The sequence below is a fragment of the Rhizorhapis sp. genome (genome assembly GCF_035276005.1).
In the GTDB taxonomy this organism is placed as follows: domain Bacteria; phylum Pseudomonadota; class Alphaproteobacteria; order Sphingomonadales; family Sphingomonadaceae; genus Rhizorhapis.
Window position 1 is genome coordinate 1 of the sequence record NZ_DATEMB010000003.1, and the last position, 15,993, is coordinate 15,993.

17 protein-coding genes and 1 tRNA gene are annotated in these 15,993 nt (G+C 60.3%); 10 read left to right on the plus strand and 8 right to left on the minus strand.

What is annotated here, in order from left to right:
• Nucleotides 1–158: 158 nt before the first annotated feature.
• A complete protein-coding gene (locus tag VJS46_RS00470; RefSeq protein WP_324057342.1) occupies nucleotides 159–293 on the plus strand; it encodes a hypothetical protein in 135 nt (44 codons plus the stop codon).
• Nucleotides 290–1,339: a tyrosine-type recombinase/integrase gene (locus tag VJS46_RS00475; RefSeq protein ID WP_324057344.1), complete on the plus strand. Its 1,050-nt coding sequence runs from the start codon at nucleotides 290–292 to the stop codon at nucleotides 1,337–1,339. The genes VJS46_RS00470 and VJS46_RS00475 overlap by 4 nt, the downstream gene beginning before the upstream one ends.
• Nucleotides 1,340–1,366: 27 nt before the next feature.
• Here VJS46_RS00475 and VJS46_RS00480 read toward each other — a convergent pair whose 3' ends face one another.
• Nucleotides 1,367–2,710 carry an APC family permease gene (locus VJS46_RS00480; protein ID WP_324057346.1) on the minus strand — a complete coding sequence of 448 codons (1,344 nt, stop codon included), beginning with the start codon at nucleotides 2,708–2,710 and terminating at the stop codon, nucleotides 1,367–1,369.
• Between the two features lie 93 nt (nucleotides 2,711–2,803).
• Here VJS46_RS00480 and VJS46_RS00485 point away from each other — a divergent pair, with 93 nt between their 5' ends.
• The gene (locus tag VJS46_RS00485; protein WP_324057348.1) at nucleotides 2,804–4,036 is read left to right on the plus strand and encodes a protein-L-isoaspartate(D-aspartate) O-methyltransferase; all 1,233 of its coding nucleotides are present in this window, start codon (nucleotides 2,804–2,806) and stop codon (nucleotides 4,034–4,036) included.
• Nucleotides 4,037–4,063: 27 nt separating this feature from the next.
• Here VJS46_RS00485 and VJS46_RS00490 read toward each other — a convergent pair whose 3' ends face one another.
• The 3 genes from VJS46_RS00490 to VJS46_RS00500 are packed head-to-tail and all read right to left on the minus strand — an operon-like array spanning nucleotide 4,064 to nucleotide 4,978.
• Nucleotides 4,064–4,426, minus strand: coding sequence for an extensin family protein (locus VJS46_RS00490; protein ID WP_324057349.1), 363 nt, complete (start codon nucleotides 4,424–4,426; stop codon nucleotides 4,064–4,066).
• On the minus strand, nucleotides 4,423–4,716 hold the full coding sequence (locus VJS46_RS00495; protein ID WP_324057351.1) for a hypothetical protein: 294 nt from the start codon (nucleotides 4,714–4,716) through the stop codon (nucleotides 4,423–4,425). Before VJS46_RS00495 ends, VJS46_RS00490 begins: the two co-directional genes overlap by 4 nt.
• Nucleotides 4,717–4,753: 37 nt before the next feature.
• The gene (locus VJS46_RS00500) at nucleotides 4,754–4,978 is read right to left on the minus strand and encodes a CDGSH iron-sulfur domain-containing protein (protein ID WP_324057353.1); all 225 of its coding nucleotides are present in this window, start codon (nucleotides 4,976–4,978) and stop codon (nucleotides 4,754–4,756) included.
• Between the two features lie 500 nt (nucleotides 4,979–5,478).
• Here VJS46_RS00500 and VJS46_RS00505 point away from each other — a divergent pair, with 500 nt between their 5' ends.
• Both VJS46_RS00505 and VJS46_RS00510 read left to right on the plus strand, forming a co-directional pair.
• A complete protein-coding gene (locus VJS46_RS00505; RefSeq protein ID WP_324057355.1) occupies nucleotides 5,479–5,997 on the plus strand; it encodes a hypothetical protein in 519 nt (172 codons plus the stop codon).
• A gap of 10 nt (nucleotides 5,998–6,007) precedes the next feature.
• Complete coding sequence (locus tag VJS46_RS00510; RefSeq protein ID WP_324057356.1) at nucleotides 6,008–6,994, plus strand: hypothetical protein; 987 nt, start codon at nucleotides 6,008–6,010, stop codon at nucleotides 6,992–6,994.
• Here VJS46_RS00510 and VJS46_RS00515 read toward each other — a convergent pair.
• The 3 genes from VJS46_RS00515 to VJS46_RS00525 form a co-directional block, all read right to left on the minus strand.
• Nucleotides 6,991–7,539: a DUF5681 domain-containing protein gene (locus tag VJS46_RS00515; protein WP_324057357.1), complete on the minus strand. Its 549-nt coding sequence runs from the start codon at nucleotides 7,537–7,539 to the stop codon at nucleotides 6,991–6,993. The genes VJS46_RS00510 and VJS46_RS00515 overlap by 4 nt on opposite strands.
• Before the next feature lie 11 nt (nucleotides 7,540–7,550).
• Complete coding sequence (locus tag VJS46_RS00520; protein WP_324057359.1) at nucleotides 7,551–8,912, minus strand: DNA modification methylase; 1,362 nt, start codon at nucleotides 8,910–8,912, stop codon at nucleotides 7,551–7,553.
• A gap of 65 nt (nucleotides 8,913–8,977) precedes the next feature.
• Complete coding sequence (locus VJS46_RS00525) at nucleotides 8,978–9,298, minus strand: hypothetical protein (RefSeq protein WP_324057361.1); 321 nt, start codon at nucleotides 9,296–9,298, stop codon at nucleotides 8,978–8,980.
• A 327-nt stretch (nucleotides 9,299–9,625) separates the two neighbouring features.
• Between VJS46_RS00525 and VJS46_RS00530 the strand changes: the two genes are divergently transcribed.
• The 4 genes from VJS46_RS00530 to VJS46_RS00545 all read left to right on the plus strand — a co-directional run bounded on the left by VJS46_RS00530 (nucleotide 9,626) and on the right by VJS46_RS00545 (nucleotide 14,029).
• Nucleotides 9,626–9,699 (plus strand) — tRNA-Gly (locus tag VJS46_RS00530).
• Between the two features lie 340 nt (nucleotides 9,700–10,039).
• Entirely contained in the window at nucleotides 10,040–12,343 is a 2,304-nt protein-coding gene (locus VJS46_RS00535) for a TonB-dependent receptor (RefSeq protein ID WP_324057363.1), read from the plus strand.
• Nucleotides 12,344–12,345: 2 nt separating this feature from the next.
• Nucleotides 12,346–13,410, plus strand: a complete 1,065-nt coding sequence (locus tag VJS46_RS00540) for an alkaline phosphatase D family protein (RefSeq protein ID WP_324057365.1) — start codon at nucleotides 12,346–12,348, stop codon at nucleotides 13,408–13,410.
• A 121-nt stretch (nucleotides 13,411–13,531) separates the two neighbouring features.
• Nucleotides 13,532–14,029 (plus strand): RNA polymerase sigma factor, encoded by a 498-nt coding sequence (locus VJS46_RS00545; RefSeq protein WP_324057367.1) that lies wholly within the window; start codon nucleotides 13,532–13,534, stop codon nucleotides 14,027–14,029.
• A 16-nt stretch (nucleotides 14,030–14,045) separates the two neighbouring features.
• Here VJS46_RS00545 and VJS46_RS00550 read toward each other — a convergent pair whose 3' ends face one another.
• Nucleotides 14,046–15,026 (minus strand): endonuclease/exonuclease/phosphatase family protein, encoded by a 981-nt coding sequence (locus VJS46_RS00550; protein WP_324057369.1) that lies wholly within the window; start codon nucleotides 15,024–15,026, stop codon nucleotides 14,046–14,048.
• Nucleotides 15,027–15,232: 206 nt separating this feature from the next.
• Between VJS46_RS00550 and VJS46_RS00555 the strand changes: the two genes are divergently transcribed.
• Entirely contained in the window at nucleotides 15,233–15,988 is a 756-nt protein-coding gene (locus tag VJS46_RS00555) for a hypothetical protein (RefSeq protein ID WP_324057371.1), read from the plus strand.
• Nucleotides 15,989–15,993: the final 5 nt, after the last annotated feature.

Below are 15,993 nucleotides of genomic sequence, written 5' to 3' on the forward strand. Positions count from 1 at the left end.
ACAGGAAATGAGACCAGATAGACCGCATCAACAGCAAAATCAGCGAGAAATGACCCTCTCAGGCCGCCACACTGCGCGGCACGCCGCTTTCGTTACCGGCCAACGCAAATATTATCCGGTTCTTCGAGGTGTCCAGTTTGCTTGAAGAGACCCATGACATGGCCACCATCAGGAAAAAAGGCAGCGATCCGGCAACAGATGTTTACATGCCGATCGCGAAGAACATGGCTGATGCGCAGCAACTGGCGCATATCATTTCCATATTGCTTAATATAGCTGGCGAACACGAATGAATTTTTATCAATTCAACTTCATCCCGACATTAGCGGCAGCGCCTCATTATGCGGTGAGGTATCAATCGCCCGTACAACTTGTCGGCCAGCCCTCCCTGACGTCAGAGTCGGTCCATTCAACCGCTCCCTTCCCAGCGGAACCGGAGACCATTTCCGAGGTGATCGATCAATATCTCCTCAGCCCCGAGTGGGACAGCCTTGCACAGACGACAAGGCGCAACTGGAAGCTGATTATCGAGCGCATCCGCCGCCGCTGGGGCAATGAGGCTGCTCACCGGTGGTCCCACCCGCATCGCGTTTCAGATGTCGTCAAATGGCGCAACGAAAGCGCGAGCCAGCCAAGAAAGGCCGACCACCAGATCACGGTCCTTCATCACCTTCTCTCCTGGGCACGGCTCCACGGCCATGTCGCGATCAACGCTGCGGCAGACATTCCACGCCTTTACAAGAATGGCGGTCGCGCCGAGATCATTTGGCATGATGATGAAATCGACCGCTTCTGCAGGGAAGCACCGCAGCCGGTAGCGGACGGCATGCGACTGGCAGCTTTGACGGGGCTTCGGCGCGCCGATCTGGTGGGTCTGTCCTGGAACGAGATCGAGGCGTTGAAAATCAGCCGCGTCACGCTCAAGAGCCGACGACGTCGAAAACGCGCCATCATACCCATGACGCCAGCGCTACGAACATTGCTTGGGGAGCTCCGCACCCGAGCGCGGAAGCCCGCTGCTGATACCGTTCTGGTCAATAGCGTCGGTGATGCCTGGAGCGCTGACGGCTTCGGCCATCGTTTCAACGCCGTGCGCGACAGACTCGACATCCGCCATACCGACGGGCGCAGGAAGCATCTTCATGATGTCCGCGGGACCTATGCCACGCGGTTGGTCCGATACGGGCTGTCCGATCAGGAGGTGGCTGACGTCCTTGGCTGGTCGGCAAACCAGGTCGCCGACATCCGGAAAATCTACGTCCAGGACGATGCGGCAATTCAGGCGTTGAGCGAGAAGATCGCGCGCATGCAGGTAGCTGACATGCTGCGAACGGGCTGAAACCAGAGCGGTAGAATTTCGGGAGGCCTATGCTCCGCCCCCCTTCGCCAGAAACGGAAGCAGCACTGCGCCCGCCAAAAGCACACTCACGCCGACCAGCGCCGCAGGCCCCGTATAGATGATGCTCGAAATAAGCAGAAAAACGCTTGTCGCGCAGAATAGCCCTGGCAGGAAAGGATATAAAGGAACCCTGAAGGGCCTTTCCGTGCCCGGCTCCCTCCAGCGGAGCACAAAAAGCGCCACACCGACGAGCGACAGGAAGAACCAGAAAACCGGCGCCGTATATTCTACCGCCGACTGGAAGAAGTGGCGGTCAAAGGCGCTGACGCCGATGATTATAAGCGCCAACACGCCTTGGAGCAGCAAAGCGTTTGCTGGCGTTCCCCGCTCGCCGTTCCACTGACCCATCCAGCCAAGCCGCGGAAAATCTCCGCCCAGGGCATAGGCCGAACGCGCGCCGGTGATAGCCGTGGCATTAGCAGACGTTACCGCGGCAATGGCAACAATCAGGCTGATAATCGCTCCTCCGGCGGGCCAACGATCCATCAGCGCGAAAGCGACCGCCTCTGACTGGGCGATCCCCTGTAGCCCGAAGGCGCGCAGCAGCGACAGGTTTAACAGCAGATAGAGCAGGGTCACAATGGCAAGGCTGACGATCAGCACTTTTGCGATCCGCCGCCGCGCCTGCCGCAGTTCGGCAGACACATAGACCACTTCGCTCCAACCCCCATAGGCCAGCAGCACGAAAACGAGGACCAGACCGACCGCATCCGTCTGCGCGCCGGGGCTAGGGACCGGCGCTTGTGGCGCTACCAGGAAGCCCGCAACAATCACCGCGCAGATCCCCGCCACCTCCAGAACCGTGAGCCAGAGCTGCGTCCCCGCGCCGGTGCGCAGGCCGCGCCAGTTGAGAAGCGTGAGAAAGCCGATGAGGACCCCCGCATAGAGCGGGCTGCCATAGGGGCCAAGCGGCCACAGAGCCGCCAGATAGTCGCCGAAAATATAAGCCAGAATTGCAAGCGACCCGTTCTGAATGACTGAGAGCCGGGCCCAGCCGTAAAGGAATGCAACCGGGCGGCCATAGGCCCGCCGCAAAAAACTATAGTCGCCGCCAGCGCTCGGAAAGGCAGAGGCGAGCTCGGCATAACAGAGCGCTCCAGCGATCGACAAAAGGCCGCCGGCCAGCCAGGCGCAGAGAAATACAGCGCCATTGGGCGAAGCAGCGGCCACGATGGACGGCACCCGAAAAATGCCCGCCCCGATCACCACGCCCACGCACAAGGCAATAGCATGATAAAGGCCGATGGTTTCGCGGGGACCCGGCCGGGCCTGCGAAACGTTAACATCCGTCTGAGGAGGAGCGTCTATCACTGCTTCCCAACGACCTCCGCGAACCGAAGTGCCATTTGCCCTACGCAACGCTTAAACCCTCCCGGGCGTTGATGGTTGGGCAGGAGGATCCTGATGACTCGCCTAATCCTCGTTGTTCTCGCCGTCCAGTTCGGCGGCTGCACGGCAGAGCCCTCGTCCGGCCATAATGACCAGCAACAGGCGTTCGCGCAATCGCTGCATCCGCCTGATGTCCGCTATGAACCCAGTCCGCAACGCGTCGTCAAAGCCATGCTGCAACTGGCGAACGTCACAAGAACCGATGTGGTCTACGACCTCGGCTCGGGCGACGGGCTCATTCCCATCGCCGCGGCGCGAGAGCATGGAGCACGGGCCGTCGGGATCGAGATCGACCCTGCCCTCCTCTCAAGAGCAACAGACAATGCCCGCAAGGCCGGTGTTGCTGCGCGTGTCACCTTCCGCAATGAGGATTTGTTCAGCGCCGACATTGGCGATGCAACGGTCGTGACGCTCTTCCTTTCCCCCCAAGTCAACCTGAAGCTGCAGCCAAAGCTTATCAATGAGCTTCGTCCCGGCGCCCGCATCGTCAGCCATTATCATGACATGGGTGATTGGAAGCCCGACCGGACCATCGAAGTGCTTGGCCGGCCTATTTATCTCTGGACCGTTTCGGGCAGTAAGGGACAGATCGCAGGCGTGACCCCCGGCCGCGCTTGGTTTGGACGATCGCTCCAGAGCTATGCCCGATTAATAAATGAGCCCGACGATACCCGGATCATGGCGGCAATGGGCGCAGTCCCCCGGCACAATTTTGTACCGCCGTCGCTTCGAGCAAAAGCCTATGAGGACCGGCCACTGCCCATCGGCCATGACCAGACCATTTCCCAACCATCGCTGGTGGCCTTGATGACGCATCTGCTGCGGCCGGATCACGATGATGTCGTACTGGAGGTGGGGACTGGCTCGGGCTATCAGGCGGCCATATTGTCCCGGCTTGTCGACAAGGTCTACAGCATCGAAATCCTTGAACCGCTGGCGAAGGAGGCGCAGCAGCGGCTGAGACGGCTGGGCTACCACAATGTCACGGTGAAGCATGGCGATGGCTATCTGGGCTGGCCGGAGCATGCGCCTTTTGACGGCATCATCGTCACCGCCGGCGCGCCACATGTTCCGGACCAGCTGCTGCAGCAATTGAAGCCCGGCGGGCTCATGGTGATCCCCGTCGGTCCTGCCTATTCCACCCAGCAACTCAAGCTCGTCCGCAAAGGCACTGACGGCAGCGTCAGGGAAGAGCGGATCATTCCGGTGGGGTTTGTACCGCTGACGCGGAACAAGCAAAAGCGGTAGTCAGAGCCAACCCTACCGGCACATACGCTAGCTGTTTGGTCCCGCGCGAGCCTGATCCAGATGAAAATGGTCCTGGTGCACTTCATTATATTCCGGGCCGAGCACCGTCGCGAACAACTGGCATGCTCCGTCACGCACCTCCCTGAGAAACGCCTTCTGCTCCGCGGTCCCATCGTTCCAGCTGGCGGCCACTGAAATGCGGCGGCCATCGGCAAGGTCGAAGCGGCCGATGTCGATTGCATTGGCTCGGGCATGCTCGCTCCAGCCGCCGCTGCGGCCACCATAGATACGGCGGCAAGCATAGCTGCCGAAATGACGCATCTGAACGACCGGCGCATCCAGATTCCAGCGGGCGGAGGGTTGAACAACGGCTCGTTCCCACAGGATCAACGAGGCGGTAAGCGGGCAAGACAGGACAGGGGATCGGGGAGCACCGCATCGTCATAGCCGCAATGCGGCCCCTCGGTGCGCGAAGGAAGCGGCCGGTAGTCGATCTGTGCGTCGTCGAGCAGTTGCCGGCATTGGTGCGGCTCGCCCGCCAGAGCGGATAGCTTGCATCCTGTGAAGGTGCCGATAGGATCATCAAGATCAAGGGGAGTCCAGGGAAGATGTTCCGGATAGTGCTGCTCCGCATATCGGACGGCCAGGAAGCTCCCGCCCCCAAGTACCAAGAGCAGCAAGGGCAAAGTGAAACGCACGCTCCGCAATCGGAACTGGTCAGCCTTCCGCCTTCACGGCTGCTTCCGCAGCCTGAAAGCCGATTTTCGTATGCTGCCCATCACAAAAAGGTTTCGTCGTCGACGCGCCGCATCGGCAAAGGAATATGCGGCTCTTTCCGGTAAAGTCGTAGAGATTTCCATCGCCGTCGCGCAAGTCAAGCTGGCTCAGGTCGCCAGTCACCAAATATGGTCCGTTTTTGGTCGCAACAACCTCTACAGCCATCGCACCCTCCTGTAGCAATCCAATTACACCATTTTCCGGCGCTATTGGCTGAGGCGATACTCCCGCATCGCCCGAAAAGTTCCCGGATCGCTGCGCGCTTCTGAACTCTACTCAATCTTGGATAAGACCCACCAGCTCAGACCAGTTTAGCGGTGCACTGCTCCAGGCACTTATTCTTTTCACTTGAACCTTTGCGCCGGTTGAGCAAACTGGCCCTGCTCCTCGTGAAAGCCAGGGAGCGGGGCGTGGAAACCCCTCTTAGCCTGCTCGGTCACCAGATTAGGAGGCCGGGTGGCATGCGCGCATGTCCAGCCGGCAACGGTAAAGGCGCATGCGCCTATGCTAAGTAGGTTTCCAACATCCGGCTTTGGCCGTCGCCCCGAGAGGACATAGGCGCGACGAGAGGCTGAAGTTCACAATCGCCGCGCCCGAACAGGGGAACGGCGATGAACAACCATCCATTTTCAGCAAAACAGCGGTGCGGCAGACTGCGCCTCCATTTGATCCCGCTGATAGCTGGGCTCTTCTCCTCGCCGGCGCTCGCCGCGCCCGGCGCCTGGGAGGTCACCGAAGATCGCTCGCCGCTCACGAACTTTGCCTCGGTGAGCGCGATACTTTCCTCCACCAAGGACCTCGTCAACATGATCGGCAGACCAGAACGGGCCTCGCTGGTCCTGCGGTGCAGTGACCGGACATTGGTCGTCTATGTGAACTGGCCAGAGGTCGTGAATCGGGATGGCGAAAATTTGGCGGGCCAACCCAAGACCATGGCCGTGTGGCGGATCGATGACGGCCCCATCAAGGCCAATCTCTGGACCATCTCCGACAGCGGCACGGCGGCCGGCGAGTTCGCCAGCCGCAATGCGGTGAAGCTCTTGTCCTCTATCACGACCGCCAATCGCTTGGCGGTGCGCCTCTCGGGCCGGATGACCCAGGATGCAGGCTTTGATCTTACCGGCATAGAAGAGGTCGCGGCCAAGGTGACCGCTGCCTGCGGGATCAAGCTGGGCGCACCTTGAGGCGCGCGTCATGGACAGCCTTACTCAGCTGAGCGGCCTAGCTATACCCGATCCGAACGTTGCGGCAAAACTTACCCGTACCTCAGCGGTGCGATATATCAAGCTCGGCAAGGGTGGTGCTTGGTCAGCCAACGCCATAGCGCGTGGGATCATCCCGTTCGGCTTTCGCGAGATCGCCCATGTGCCTTGCGCGGCGGGCGATTGGACCACGGTGCGAGAACAGTTGGCCGCAGCGGGCCGGACTAACAGCGGCATCACCCAAGGCCTCCGTGAGCTGCGCGATTTCTATGAGCAAGGAGAAGAGTGTCTCTGGGTCACCTTTGCGGACGGGCATCTCTGGTGGGCTTTTGCCGAGGATGGGGTGAGACCGATTGGTGAGGGTGATACTGGTGGCCCCCGCCGGTTCCGACGCACGTTGGATGGCTGGCATCGCCACAACATGATGGGTGAACTGCTGTCGGTACGTTCGCTAAGCTCAGCGCTTACCCGTGTCGCCGGCTATCGCATGACCATCTGCACCATCGAGCGGGAAGACTATCTCCTCCGCCGGATTCGCGGCGAAGAAGAACCACTGCTCACAGAAGCGCGCAAGCTGCGCTCTGACCTTGAAGCCGTCACCGTACGCATGATCGGCCAGCTGGATTGGCGCGACTTTGAAATCATGGTCGAACTGATCTTCAGCCGGGGCGGCTGGCAGCGCCAGTCAGCACTGGGCACGGGCGAAATCGATATCGACCTGCTGCTCGACCTTCCGACAACGAATGAGACGGCCTGGGTGCAGGTCAAATCGAGCGCCACACAAGCGACGCTCGATGATTATCTGGACTGCTTCCGCCGGGATGGAAGCTCTGACCGCTTCTACTTTGTTTGCCACACACCGAAAGGAACGCTCAGCCTTCCGGAGGAGCGCGCCCTCCAGGTCTGGACGGGCACCATTCTCGCGCGTAATGCCCTCGCTGCCGGCCTGCTTGATTGGCTGATAGAGCGGACGCGCTAATCACCTCGAGAGCTGTCGTCGCTGGCAGCTTCGTCTGGAGGGCTTTCGGGCGTCGTTGGCTCATCGAGAGAGACAAGCCTGCCATCGCGGTACACCAGGCGTGGCGCGCCAGCCCTTTTGGCTGAGGCAATCCCCTGGAGCATGTCCACCAATCGTGCTGAGAGCGCGCGCTTTTCTGCCTCTTCCGCTTCAGTCTGCGCGATCTCCGCAGGGGACAATGGCGCCACACTGAGTCTGCGCCTCGCCGCCAGCTCCTGCGCCACAATCTTGGCGGCGCTCTTGTCGCCCGCCATGGCCTTGGTCATCTGCAGCAGATAAAAGGCTTCATCGCTGGGGATCATCATGACCTCACCATCAATAGTGACACGGCTGAGCCGAAGCCGCGCCTTGTCGAAGGCGTCCGGTTCGCTCGCCTTTTTGCCATTGCGGCCGTGCGGATTGAGGACCTGTCCGGGCTTCACCCGGCTGTGCTGCGGGGGTCGGGCATAGCCGACCGCATAATCGGCGCGGGGCTGCTTCTTGGGACCCTTGGGTGCCTTTGCCATGTCGGGAGGCCTCACTCTGCCGCAGAGGCAGGGGTATTCACCCGCGCCGCCCGCTCGTCGAATGTGTCGCCGGTCTCGGCATGGATCGCTATGCCACCGGTCCATGCCTGCCAGCGTCGCACGGCAAGGTCGACATAGAGCGGATCCAATTCGATCAACCGTGCACGACGGCCGATTTTCTCGGCCGCGATGAGCGTTGTGCCTGAGCCCGAGAAGGGATCGAGCACAATGTCGCCGCGCTTGGTGGTATCGAGCAGCGCGTCGGCCACCAGGCGCACGGGCTTGGGCGTGGGGTGCTCGGCCAGGATATTACCCTCGTCACTTCCCTTGCTGGCAGTCAGCGCCGATGGGTAGGACCAGACATTGGCGCGTGAGCGGCCATATTTGCCGAGCATCACATTGTTGCGCATCTTCCCCTTGGTCTTGAAGATCAGGACGAGTTCATGCTGCGAACGCAGGAAACTGCCTTGCCCTGGGCGGTCTTTGGTCCAGACGGCCAGATTGACCAGCGGCCCCCATATGTCTCTGGTGGCATCGAGGAGGACATGGAGACTGCGCCAGTCTATTGCTTCATAAATGACCGCTCCGGCACCGAGATGGGCGGCCATGGCCTTGTTGAATCCGACAAAGAAGCGGCAAAGCTCGTCTGCCGACATGTCCCCTGACCCCATCACGAATTCACGGTGCCGGCCCTTGCCCGCCACAAATCCATCAATGCCGCAGCCATAGGGTGGATCGGTAAAGGCGGCATGCGCCTTCTCGCCCTCCATCAGTTGATCATAGATCCGCCCATCAAGGGCATCGCCGCAGATCAGGCGATGGCGGTTCATCTCCCATATGTCACTGAGAACTGAGACCGCCTGCTTCTCCAGGGCAACGGGCGCCTCTTCGGGTTCGTCCGTGACCATGTTAAGCATCAGGTCGACCTGCGCGACCTCATAGCCGAAGTCGCTGATGTCATAGCCAAGCTCGATTTCGCAGCGGAGCATGATCTCGCCGATCCTGGCCTGATCCGGTTTGCCCAATTCGCCAAGCCGCGCATAGGCAACAGAGAGCGCCTGGGCTTCGAGTTGGCCGATGGTTTCCAGACGGATCACCGGCACTTCTGGAAGCCCCACCTCCTGTGCTGCCAGGAACAACGCCTGGCCGATGACGACCTCATTTTGGTCATTAGCGACGATCGGCTGCTGGATGCCAAAGCGTTTGATAATGCGCCGGAGATAGCGCCGCTCCTCACTCGAATAGATGCGAATGCTCTCGAGCAGGCTGAGCGCCGAGGTCGGTATCATCTCCACCCGGAAGGGCAGATTGTCGCCAATATGAGCCGCTGACGAGCCCAGATGGTGGTGATCGTTGCAGGATTTATTACGCATGCAGTGTCTCCCGAGATTGAAAGAGACAGACTGATTAAGCCCGATTCCTTGTGCGGAAATAGACCCTATTTGCGCGACGCAAACACCGATCGTACCTCAGCCAGATATCGCTCGACTGCTTCGCCCATCGGACTGGGGACAATTACCCCGCCGGGCAGGTGCGCTGGCTGCAGCGAGGCCTTACGCTGATAGTAACGCCGTTTGAGCGTTGCCGTGTGAAGCCGCCGGCCATGCGAATCCCGGAACGGAAATGTCTCGCAGAAGCGGTTTATGCTCAGGCCTGCTGCTGCGCACCCCACCTCCACATGGAGCAGCAGCCGCAAATCATCCTCATGCTGGAATGGGCGTCCGCTTCGTCTTCTCGATTTTGCCGGATCATCACTCATGCGCGCCTCCTCTGATCGTACAGATTCAGGGCAGCTGCTTCGGCGCGCATTTGCCTCACCACCGATAATGCCGTGTGATGATCAGCGGCACAAGCGGCCTCACCGGGGACGGTAGCCATTCCCAACCGAATTCCCATTTCGCGAGGGAGCGGGCCCGACGATCGGCTGGCATTCCAAGACGTTGCAGAGAGCTAGGTGCAGTCCCAGCTACGAAAGTTTCAAAAATTTCCCAATAAATTCCCAGCTAAATGGGAATTTCATCCCCCGAGCCAACCTTCTACCCGCCCCTTGACACTTGCCTCAAAAACGCCGAAATCCGCCTTTCTCGCGGGTGTAGCTCAATGGCAGAGCAGAAGCTTCCCAAGCTTACGACGGGGGTTCGATTCCCCTCACCCGCTCCAAGCATTTCCGCCGTTTTTTGATGCACGGGCCGTCCCTATTCCGACGCGGCTATCGTCGGAATTCCGACATCGGCGGATGCGAAGCAAATGCAGGCAGCTACTGTAGCGTCCAAAGCAACAGCGTGCCACTTTTTGCGACAGCGCTGATTCTCCAAACTCCGCCAATTCCCAAAGCTAACCCCGTTCCCCTTTGGAACCGGGGCTTTCTGTGGCGCCGGGAAAAGCTCATCGGTTGTCACACATAAAATTCATTTCGTAACCAAAGCGCCATGGAGCCGCCCCGATGGCGTAATGATCGCTCCCCAATGCGCCCACATGTTCAGGTGGGAGACACAATAACATGTCACGCTATTCTAATGGCCTGCTCGCGTCCGTCGCTGGCCTTGCCCTTTTGCCTTGCCTTGCATGTGCGCAGGAAGTCCCGGCCGATGCCGCCGCAGAAGGAACGGGTGACGACATCGTGGTCTATGGCTTTGGCGAAACGCGTCAGGTGCAGACCGTTACAGCCAAGGACCTGACGCTCCTCACCTCCGGCACCACCCCGCTGAAGGCTGTCCAGAAGCTTCCGGGCGTGAACTTTCAGTCGGCCGATCCCTTTGGCGCCTATGAATGGTCGACCCGCATCTCGCTGCGTGGCTTTAACCAGAACCAGCTTGGCTTCACGCTGGACGGCGTGCCGCTCGGCGACATGAGCTATGGCAATCATAACGGCCTGCATCTTTCCCGCGCAATCATCTCCGAAAATACCGGCACGGTGAGCGTCAGTCAGGGCGCAGGCGCCCTTGGAACCGCATCCAGCAGCAATCTGGGCGGGACGCTGGAGTTCACCTCGCGCGATCCGTCCGAGAAAATGGACCTTGTGGGCTCGCTTACCTATGGCAGCGAACAGACCTTCCGGGCTTTCGTTCGTGGCGAAACCGGCGATCTGGGCGGCGTTCGCGGATATCTGAGCTATGCCTTCATCGACGCTGGCAAATGGAAGGGCGATGGCCGTCAGCGCCAGCATCAGGTGAACGGCAAGGTGGTCGCCGAAATCGGCGGCGCGACAGTCACCGGTTTCCTGAACTTCTCCGACCGCCGCGAGAATGACTATCAGGACATGTCGGCGGATATGATCACCCGCCTTGGCCGCGACTGGGACAATTTCGCGCCGGATTGGGCCAGTGCCTATAATGTCGCGGCCATCCATCACAACCAGGAATGGCTGGCGGCGAATGGCTCAGCCTTTCCGCAAAGCCCAGTCCCCTATCCCGGCTTCGGCTTCACCTTCCCGGCGCCGGTTACCTCGGTGGACGACGCTTATTTCAATGCCTCTGGCCTGCGCCGCGACTGGCTGGGCGGCCTCAGCCTCGACATGCCGGTGACGGAGCAGATCAGCTTCAAGCTGCAAGGCTATTATCATGACAATGAGGGGCAGGGCCTCTGGTGGACGCCCTATGTGCAAAGCCCGACCGGCGCGCCGATATCTGTCCGGACCACCGAATATGACATCCAGCGCCCCGGCGTCATCGGACGCGTCATCCATGACCTTGGCTTCAATCATTTCGAGGTCGGCGGTTGGTATGAGCGCAATGATTTCCGTCAGGCGCGCCGCTTCTACTCGCTCGACAATGTCCTGACCGGATCATCGCGCGACAGCTTGAAGTTCCAGCGCAATCCCTTCTTCACGCAATGGGACTTCGACTTCACCACCGACACCTACATGTATTATGTCATGGACCGGCTGGACATAAGCGACATGTTCAGCATCTCGGGCGGCTGGAAAGGTCTGCGGATCGACGCGACCGCTGATCCCATCGTCCAGGACACGCTGGCCGCCGGATCGATAGAGGCGGAGGATTGGTTCCTGCCGCAGGTGGGCCTGCTGGTCAGGTTCGGGGACAAGGCCGAACTGTTCGCCAACTATAATGAAAATATGCGGGCCTATCAGATTGCGGCCACCTCCGGTCCCTTCTCGACCACGCAACTGGGCTTCAATGCCATTGCTGACACGCTGAAACCGGAAACGTCGCAGACTTATGAGATTGGCGGCCGCGTGCGCGCCGGTAAATTCCAGGGATCGGTCGCTGGCTATTATGTGGATTTCCAGGATCGCCTGCTGGCCGTTTCCTCGGGTCCTTCCATCGTCGGCAGCCCTTCAATTCTGCAGAATGTCGGGAATGTTCGCTCCTATGGCGTCGAGGTGGCGGGAACCTATCAGCCGATCCCCAGCGTCTCGCTGACGGCTTCCTATGCCTATAATGACTCGACCTACAGGGATGATGTCGGCGCCGCCGCCATAAAGGGTAAGACGGTAGTCGACAGCCCCAAGCATATCGCCTCGGCTGAGATCGCCTATGACAGCGATGTCCTCTTCGGCCGCGTCGGCGCGAACTACATGTCGAAGCGTTACTATACCTACACCAATGACCGGTCGGTCGATGGCCGGGTGGTGGTGGACCTCAGCCTTGGGATCAAATTCCCTGGCGAAGGATGGATGAGCGGCTGGGCGCTTGAGGCGTCGGCGACGAACCTTTTCGACGAGGATTATATCTCCACAGTCGGTTCGGGCGGCTTTGCCAACAGCGATCCTGCCGGAACGCTGATGACGCTCCTGCCCGGTGCGCCGCAGCAATTCTACATCACCATCCGCCGGGGCTTCTGACCATGACGGACGTCAGCCGTCGCGCGCTGCTGCAAGGAGGTCTGGCCGCGGGTTCGCTCGCGGCCCTGCCCGCGGAAACACTTGCCGCTGCCCCTGCAACAGACAAGCCCTTGACGCGGATCGCCTTCGGTTCCTGCGCCAAGCAGGACAAGGAGCAGCCGATCTGGGATCAGGTGAATGGCTGGAACCCGGAGTTGTTCGTCTTCCTCGGCGACAATATTTATGCCGACACCGACGACATGGCCGTCATGAAGGCGAAATATGCCAAGCTCGCCGCCAAGCCGGGCTTCAAGGAGTTGCGGCGGAAGACGCCCTGCATCGCGATCTGGGACGACCATGATTATGGCCGCAACGACGCTGGGCGCGAATATCCCATGAAGAAGGAGTCCAAGGACATCTTCATGGAATTCTGGCAGGAGCCCGCCGGTAGCGAGCGCCGCACGCGCGAGGGCAATCACATGGCCTATATCTACGGCCCGCCCGGCAAGCGCGTGCAGGTCATCCTGCCCGACAATCGCTGGTGGCGCTCGGGCCTTCTCGGCATCACGGAAGTCCCCAAGGACCGGGGTCCCTATCTTACCAACAGCAATCCCGATGCCGTCATGATTGGCTGGGAGCAGTGGAAATGGCTGCAGGAGCAGTTGAAGAAACCCGCCGAAATCCGCATCTTCGCCTCATCGACGCAGGTGCTGGCGGACAAGCCCGGCTGGGAGACCTGGGCGCTGTTCCAGGCCGAGCAGCAGCGGTTGTTCGATCTCATACGCTTTACCGGCACCACGGGCTTCTTCTGCATTTCGGGTGACACCCATTATTGCGAGCTTTCGCGGCGGGACGACAATGTGCCCTATCCGATGTGGGACCTGACCTCTTCGGGCCTGACTGAAACATGGCCCTATCTTGCGCCCAACAAATATCGCGTCGGCGACGGACATGCGGTGCAGAATTTCGGCACCATCGAGATCGACTGGAACAGTGCTGATCCCGTGATCGGGATTGGAACCAGGGACGTGAATGGCAAGCCGTTGATCAGCCAGAAGCTCAATCTGTCGGAACTGAAAGCAAGCTGAGCGTGGCCGCTGTGCTGCGGCGCCGGGAGAGAAAACTGACGGGCCTGTATCAGGAACAGACAACCCGCACAGACGGCAATGCGAAAAGCGCCGCGTGCGGGCCATGGGGGAAGCTATTGGCATGAGCGCAGTAGGACTTGAAGCCGTCTATCATCTGCACCGCGCGGAGCTGTTGCGGCTGCTTTGTGCCCGCACGGGCGATGCCGGAGAGGCGGAGGATATTCTGCAAGACCTGTGGCTGAAGGCGCATATGCAGCCTGCTGCGAAAGTGGGCAACGGCAAGGCCTATCTGTATCGCATGGCTCAGAACCTGATGATCGACAGGCTTCGGGAGCGGAACCGGCGGATGTTCCGCGACTATCAATGGGCTACCGACCTGGCGCTGACCGGAGGATGGCAACGTTCCGCGGAGGACGCAGCCTATGAACGCGACGAAACCGACAGGCTGTTTCGAGCGATAGAGCGGCTTCCCCAGAAAGCGCGGGCGACGTTCCGGCTGCACAAGCTGGAGGGACTGAGCCACGCCGAAATCGCTACCCGCCTCGGCATCAGCCGGAGCGGCGTTGAAAAGCACATCGCCGTAGCGATGAAATATCTCCGGTGTGCGCTCTTGAACTGATAACGGACGTTTCGTTTCAATACGCTGCACGCAGCCGGTAGACCGCAGTATATCCCACATGGTCCGACAGCATGCCGCCGTCATTCTCCGTCCCGAAAGGCACATCGATTGCCCTGGCGCTGAGCGTAGCTTTCCGGCCGCTCATGAAAAACTGCCAATCCTTTGCCTTGTCCATGGCGCGGCGCGCGTCGTCCGGCAGATCATAGCCTGACGCGGCCAGTTCTCGCATGGCATCGGCTGGCATTCCCTTGTGCCAGCCATGGCGGAGTTCATGGAACAGAAATTGCTTGCGGTGCCGATCCTGGCCCACGTTGAAATCCCCGGCGACGATCAGCGGAAAAGCCGGATTGTGATTTTCCGCGATGAAGCTCGAAAGACGGGCCACTTGCCGCTTATAAGCATAAAGGCTGCGCTTGATGCTGACGCCTGACTTGCGGCGGCAGTTGAGGTGGGTGGTGACAATGTCCACTGGTGCAGGAGCGCCGGGCACACTCAGCGTGACCATCACAGCGCCTTTGTTGGCGAGGCAGTCGAAACCTGCGCAGGCGAAGCGAGGGAAAACCAAAGTGCGGACCGCCAGAACGGGATAGTCGGAGAGAATTTGAAGTCCGCTTCCCAGCAGCTTTGCCCCGGTTTCGCCCTTCAGCCATGACGATCCGGCAAGGTGCAGGCGATCGTCAGCCGTCGCCAATCCCGCGCCTGATTCCTCGGACCCCGGACCATAAGCCACATAGCGATAGCCTGCTTTCCGCCCGACATCCTGAGCTTCGTCCGTAAACGCTTCCTGCAGGACCACGACCTGGGGACTGCGCCCTTCAGCCCGCATATCCTTCAGCCGTTCCACCATGGCCGAAAAGGCTTGAGGCCGCCCCGTTGCCAACGGCCAGGGCAATCCCTTCACATTATAGGTCAGCACTGAAAGCGTACCGTCGAAGGGCCGGACCTCGTGCCGCTCCTCCTGCCAGGCGCTGGCCACATTGCTGCTCGGAACAATCATGCAACAGATGCTGAAGCAGCAGGCTACCGTGCGCAGTTTGAGCGTTCTCAGCATCTGTGTCGGTCCAGTTGATCCCGCCGCAAAGACGGCACATCCAGCCGCGCACCACAGTTCCCAAGGTGAATATTTTTTGAAAATCCGGCTGCGGTTTTCCCCCTCGCCGCCGTCTAGTCGCTGAGATCAGGTCTATAAGGGGGACCGGTACAATGAACGCACATGTCATTCGCGGATCCCTGGGGCTGGCAATGGCATGTGCAGCCCTTCTGTCCGCCAATCCAGCCATGGCCCGCACTGACGATCATTGGCCGCGCCTTGCCCCGGAGTGGAACGATGAAGCGCGGGATGACCGCCCGGCAGGCAGCATCCAATTTCTCTCGGCAACGGACAGAATGCGCCTGGCGGAAATGCGGATAAAGGGAGCCATATTGGATTCCGGCACTGCCTCCCTCTCCCTGACCGGCGGGCGGGCGCGAAGCCAGAAAACCGAGGAAGGCCAGTTGCTATCCTTTGACCATTTTTCGATCAAGGAAGCGGGATTGGCAGCTCATGCCGATATCGCTCCGGGCCTCGCGCTTGCCCTCGCCGGCAATTATTCGGTCATGAAACGGCGGCCTGAGCTCGCATGGAGCGGCGGTCGGCGGCTTTCCACCAAAATGGTGTCGGTCGGGCTAGCGCTTGGAAGCTCCACCAGCGACCGAATTGCGCTGGATTATCTTTCGGTCTTGCCGGGCAAGCGGCAGGGCGATGCCCGCATGGCCGAGCTCATGGGCGGCGCGCCCCCCGCAGGAACGGAATTGCGGCTCTCCTTGTCCGGCAGGGGCGGACTGTCGAGCGAGCATGTATTCGAATGGTCGTTAAGCGGCGCATCGATCAGCAGGCGTCAGACTGACTGCATCCTTCTGGGCGAGCGCCTTGCCGGGACGGACCGCCGCCTGAGCTTCAATCTGCGCAGAAGCTTCTGACCCCG

Coding starts and splice junctions, on each gene's coding strand:
- VJS46_RS00485 (WP_324057348.1), top strand. CDS start 2,804: ATGACTCGCCTAATCCTCGTTGTTCTCGCCGTCCAGTTCGGCGGCTGC.
- VJS46_RS00550 (WP_324057369.1), bottom strand. CDS start 15,026: ATGATTGTTCCGAGCAGCAATGTGGCCAGCGCCTGGCAGGAGGAGCGG.
- VJS46_RS00535 (WP_324057363.1), top strand. CDS start 10,040: ATGTCACGCTATTCTAATGGCCTGCTCGCGTCCGTCGCTGGCCTTGCC.
- VJS46_RS00540 (WP_324057365.1), top strand. CDS start 12,346: ATGACGGACGTCAGCCGTCGCGCGCTGCTGCAAGGAGGTCTGGCCGCG.
- VJS46_RS00475 (WP_324057344.1), top strand. CDS start 290: ATGAATTTTTATCAATTCAACTTCATCCCGACATTAGCGGCAGCGCCT.
- VJS46_RS00515 (WP_324057357.1), bottom strand. CDS start 7,539: ATGGCAAAGGCACCCAAGGGTCCCAAGAAGCAGCCCCGCGCCGATTAT.
- VJS46_RS00510 (WP_324057356.1), top strand. CDS start 6,008: ATGGACAGCCTTACTCAGCTGAGCGGCCTAGCTATACCCGATCCGAAC.
- VJS46_RS00555 (WP_324057371.1), top strand. CDS start 15,233: ATGAACGCACATGTCATTCGCGGATCCCTGGGGCTGGCAATGGCATGT.
- VJS46_RS00545 (WP_324057367.1), top strand. CDS start 13,532: ATGAGCGCAGTAGGACTTGAAGCCGTCTATCATCTGCACCGCGCGGAG.
- VJS46_RS00520 (WP_324057359.1), bottom strand. CDS start 8,912: ATGCGTAATAAATCCTGCAACGATCACCACCATCTGGGCTCGTCAGCG.
- VJS46_RS00500 (WP_324057353.1), bottom strand. CDS start 4,978: ATGGCTGTAGAGGTTGTTGCGACCAAAAACGGACCATATTTGGTGACT.
- VJS46_RS00470 (WP_324057342.1), top strand. CDS start 159: ATGGCCACCATCAGGAAAAAAGGCAGCGATCCGGCAACAGATGTTTAC.
- VJS46_RS00525 (WP_324057361.1), bottom strand. CDS start 9,298: ATGAGTGATGATCCGGCAAAATCGAGAAGACGAAGCGGACGCCCATTC.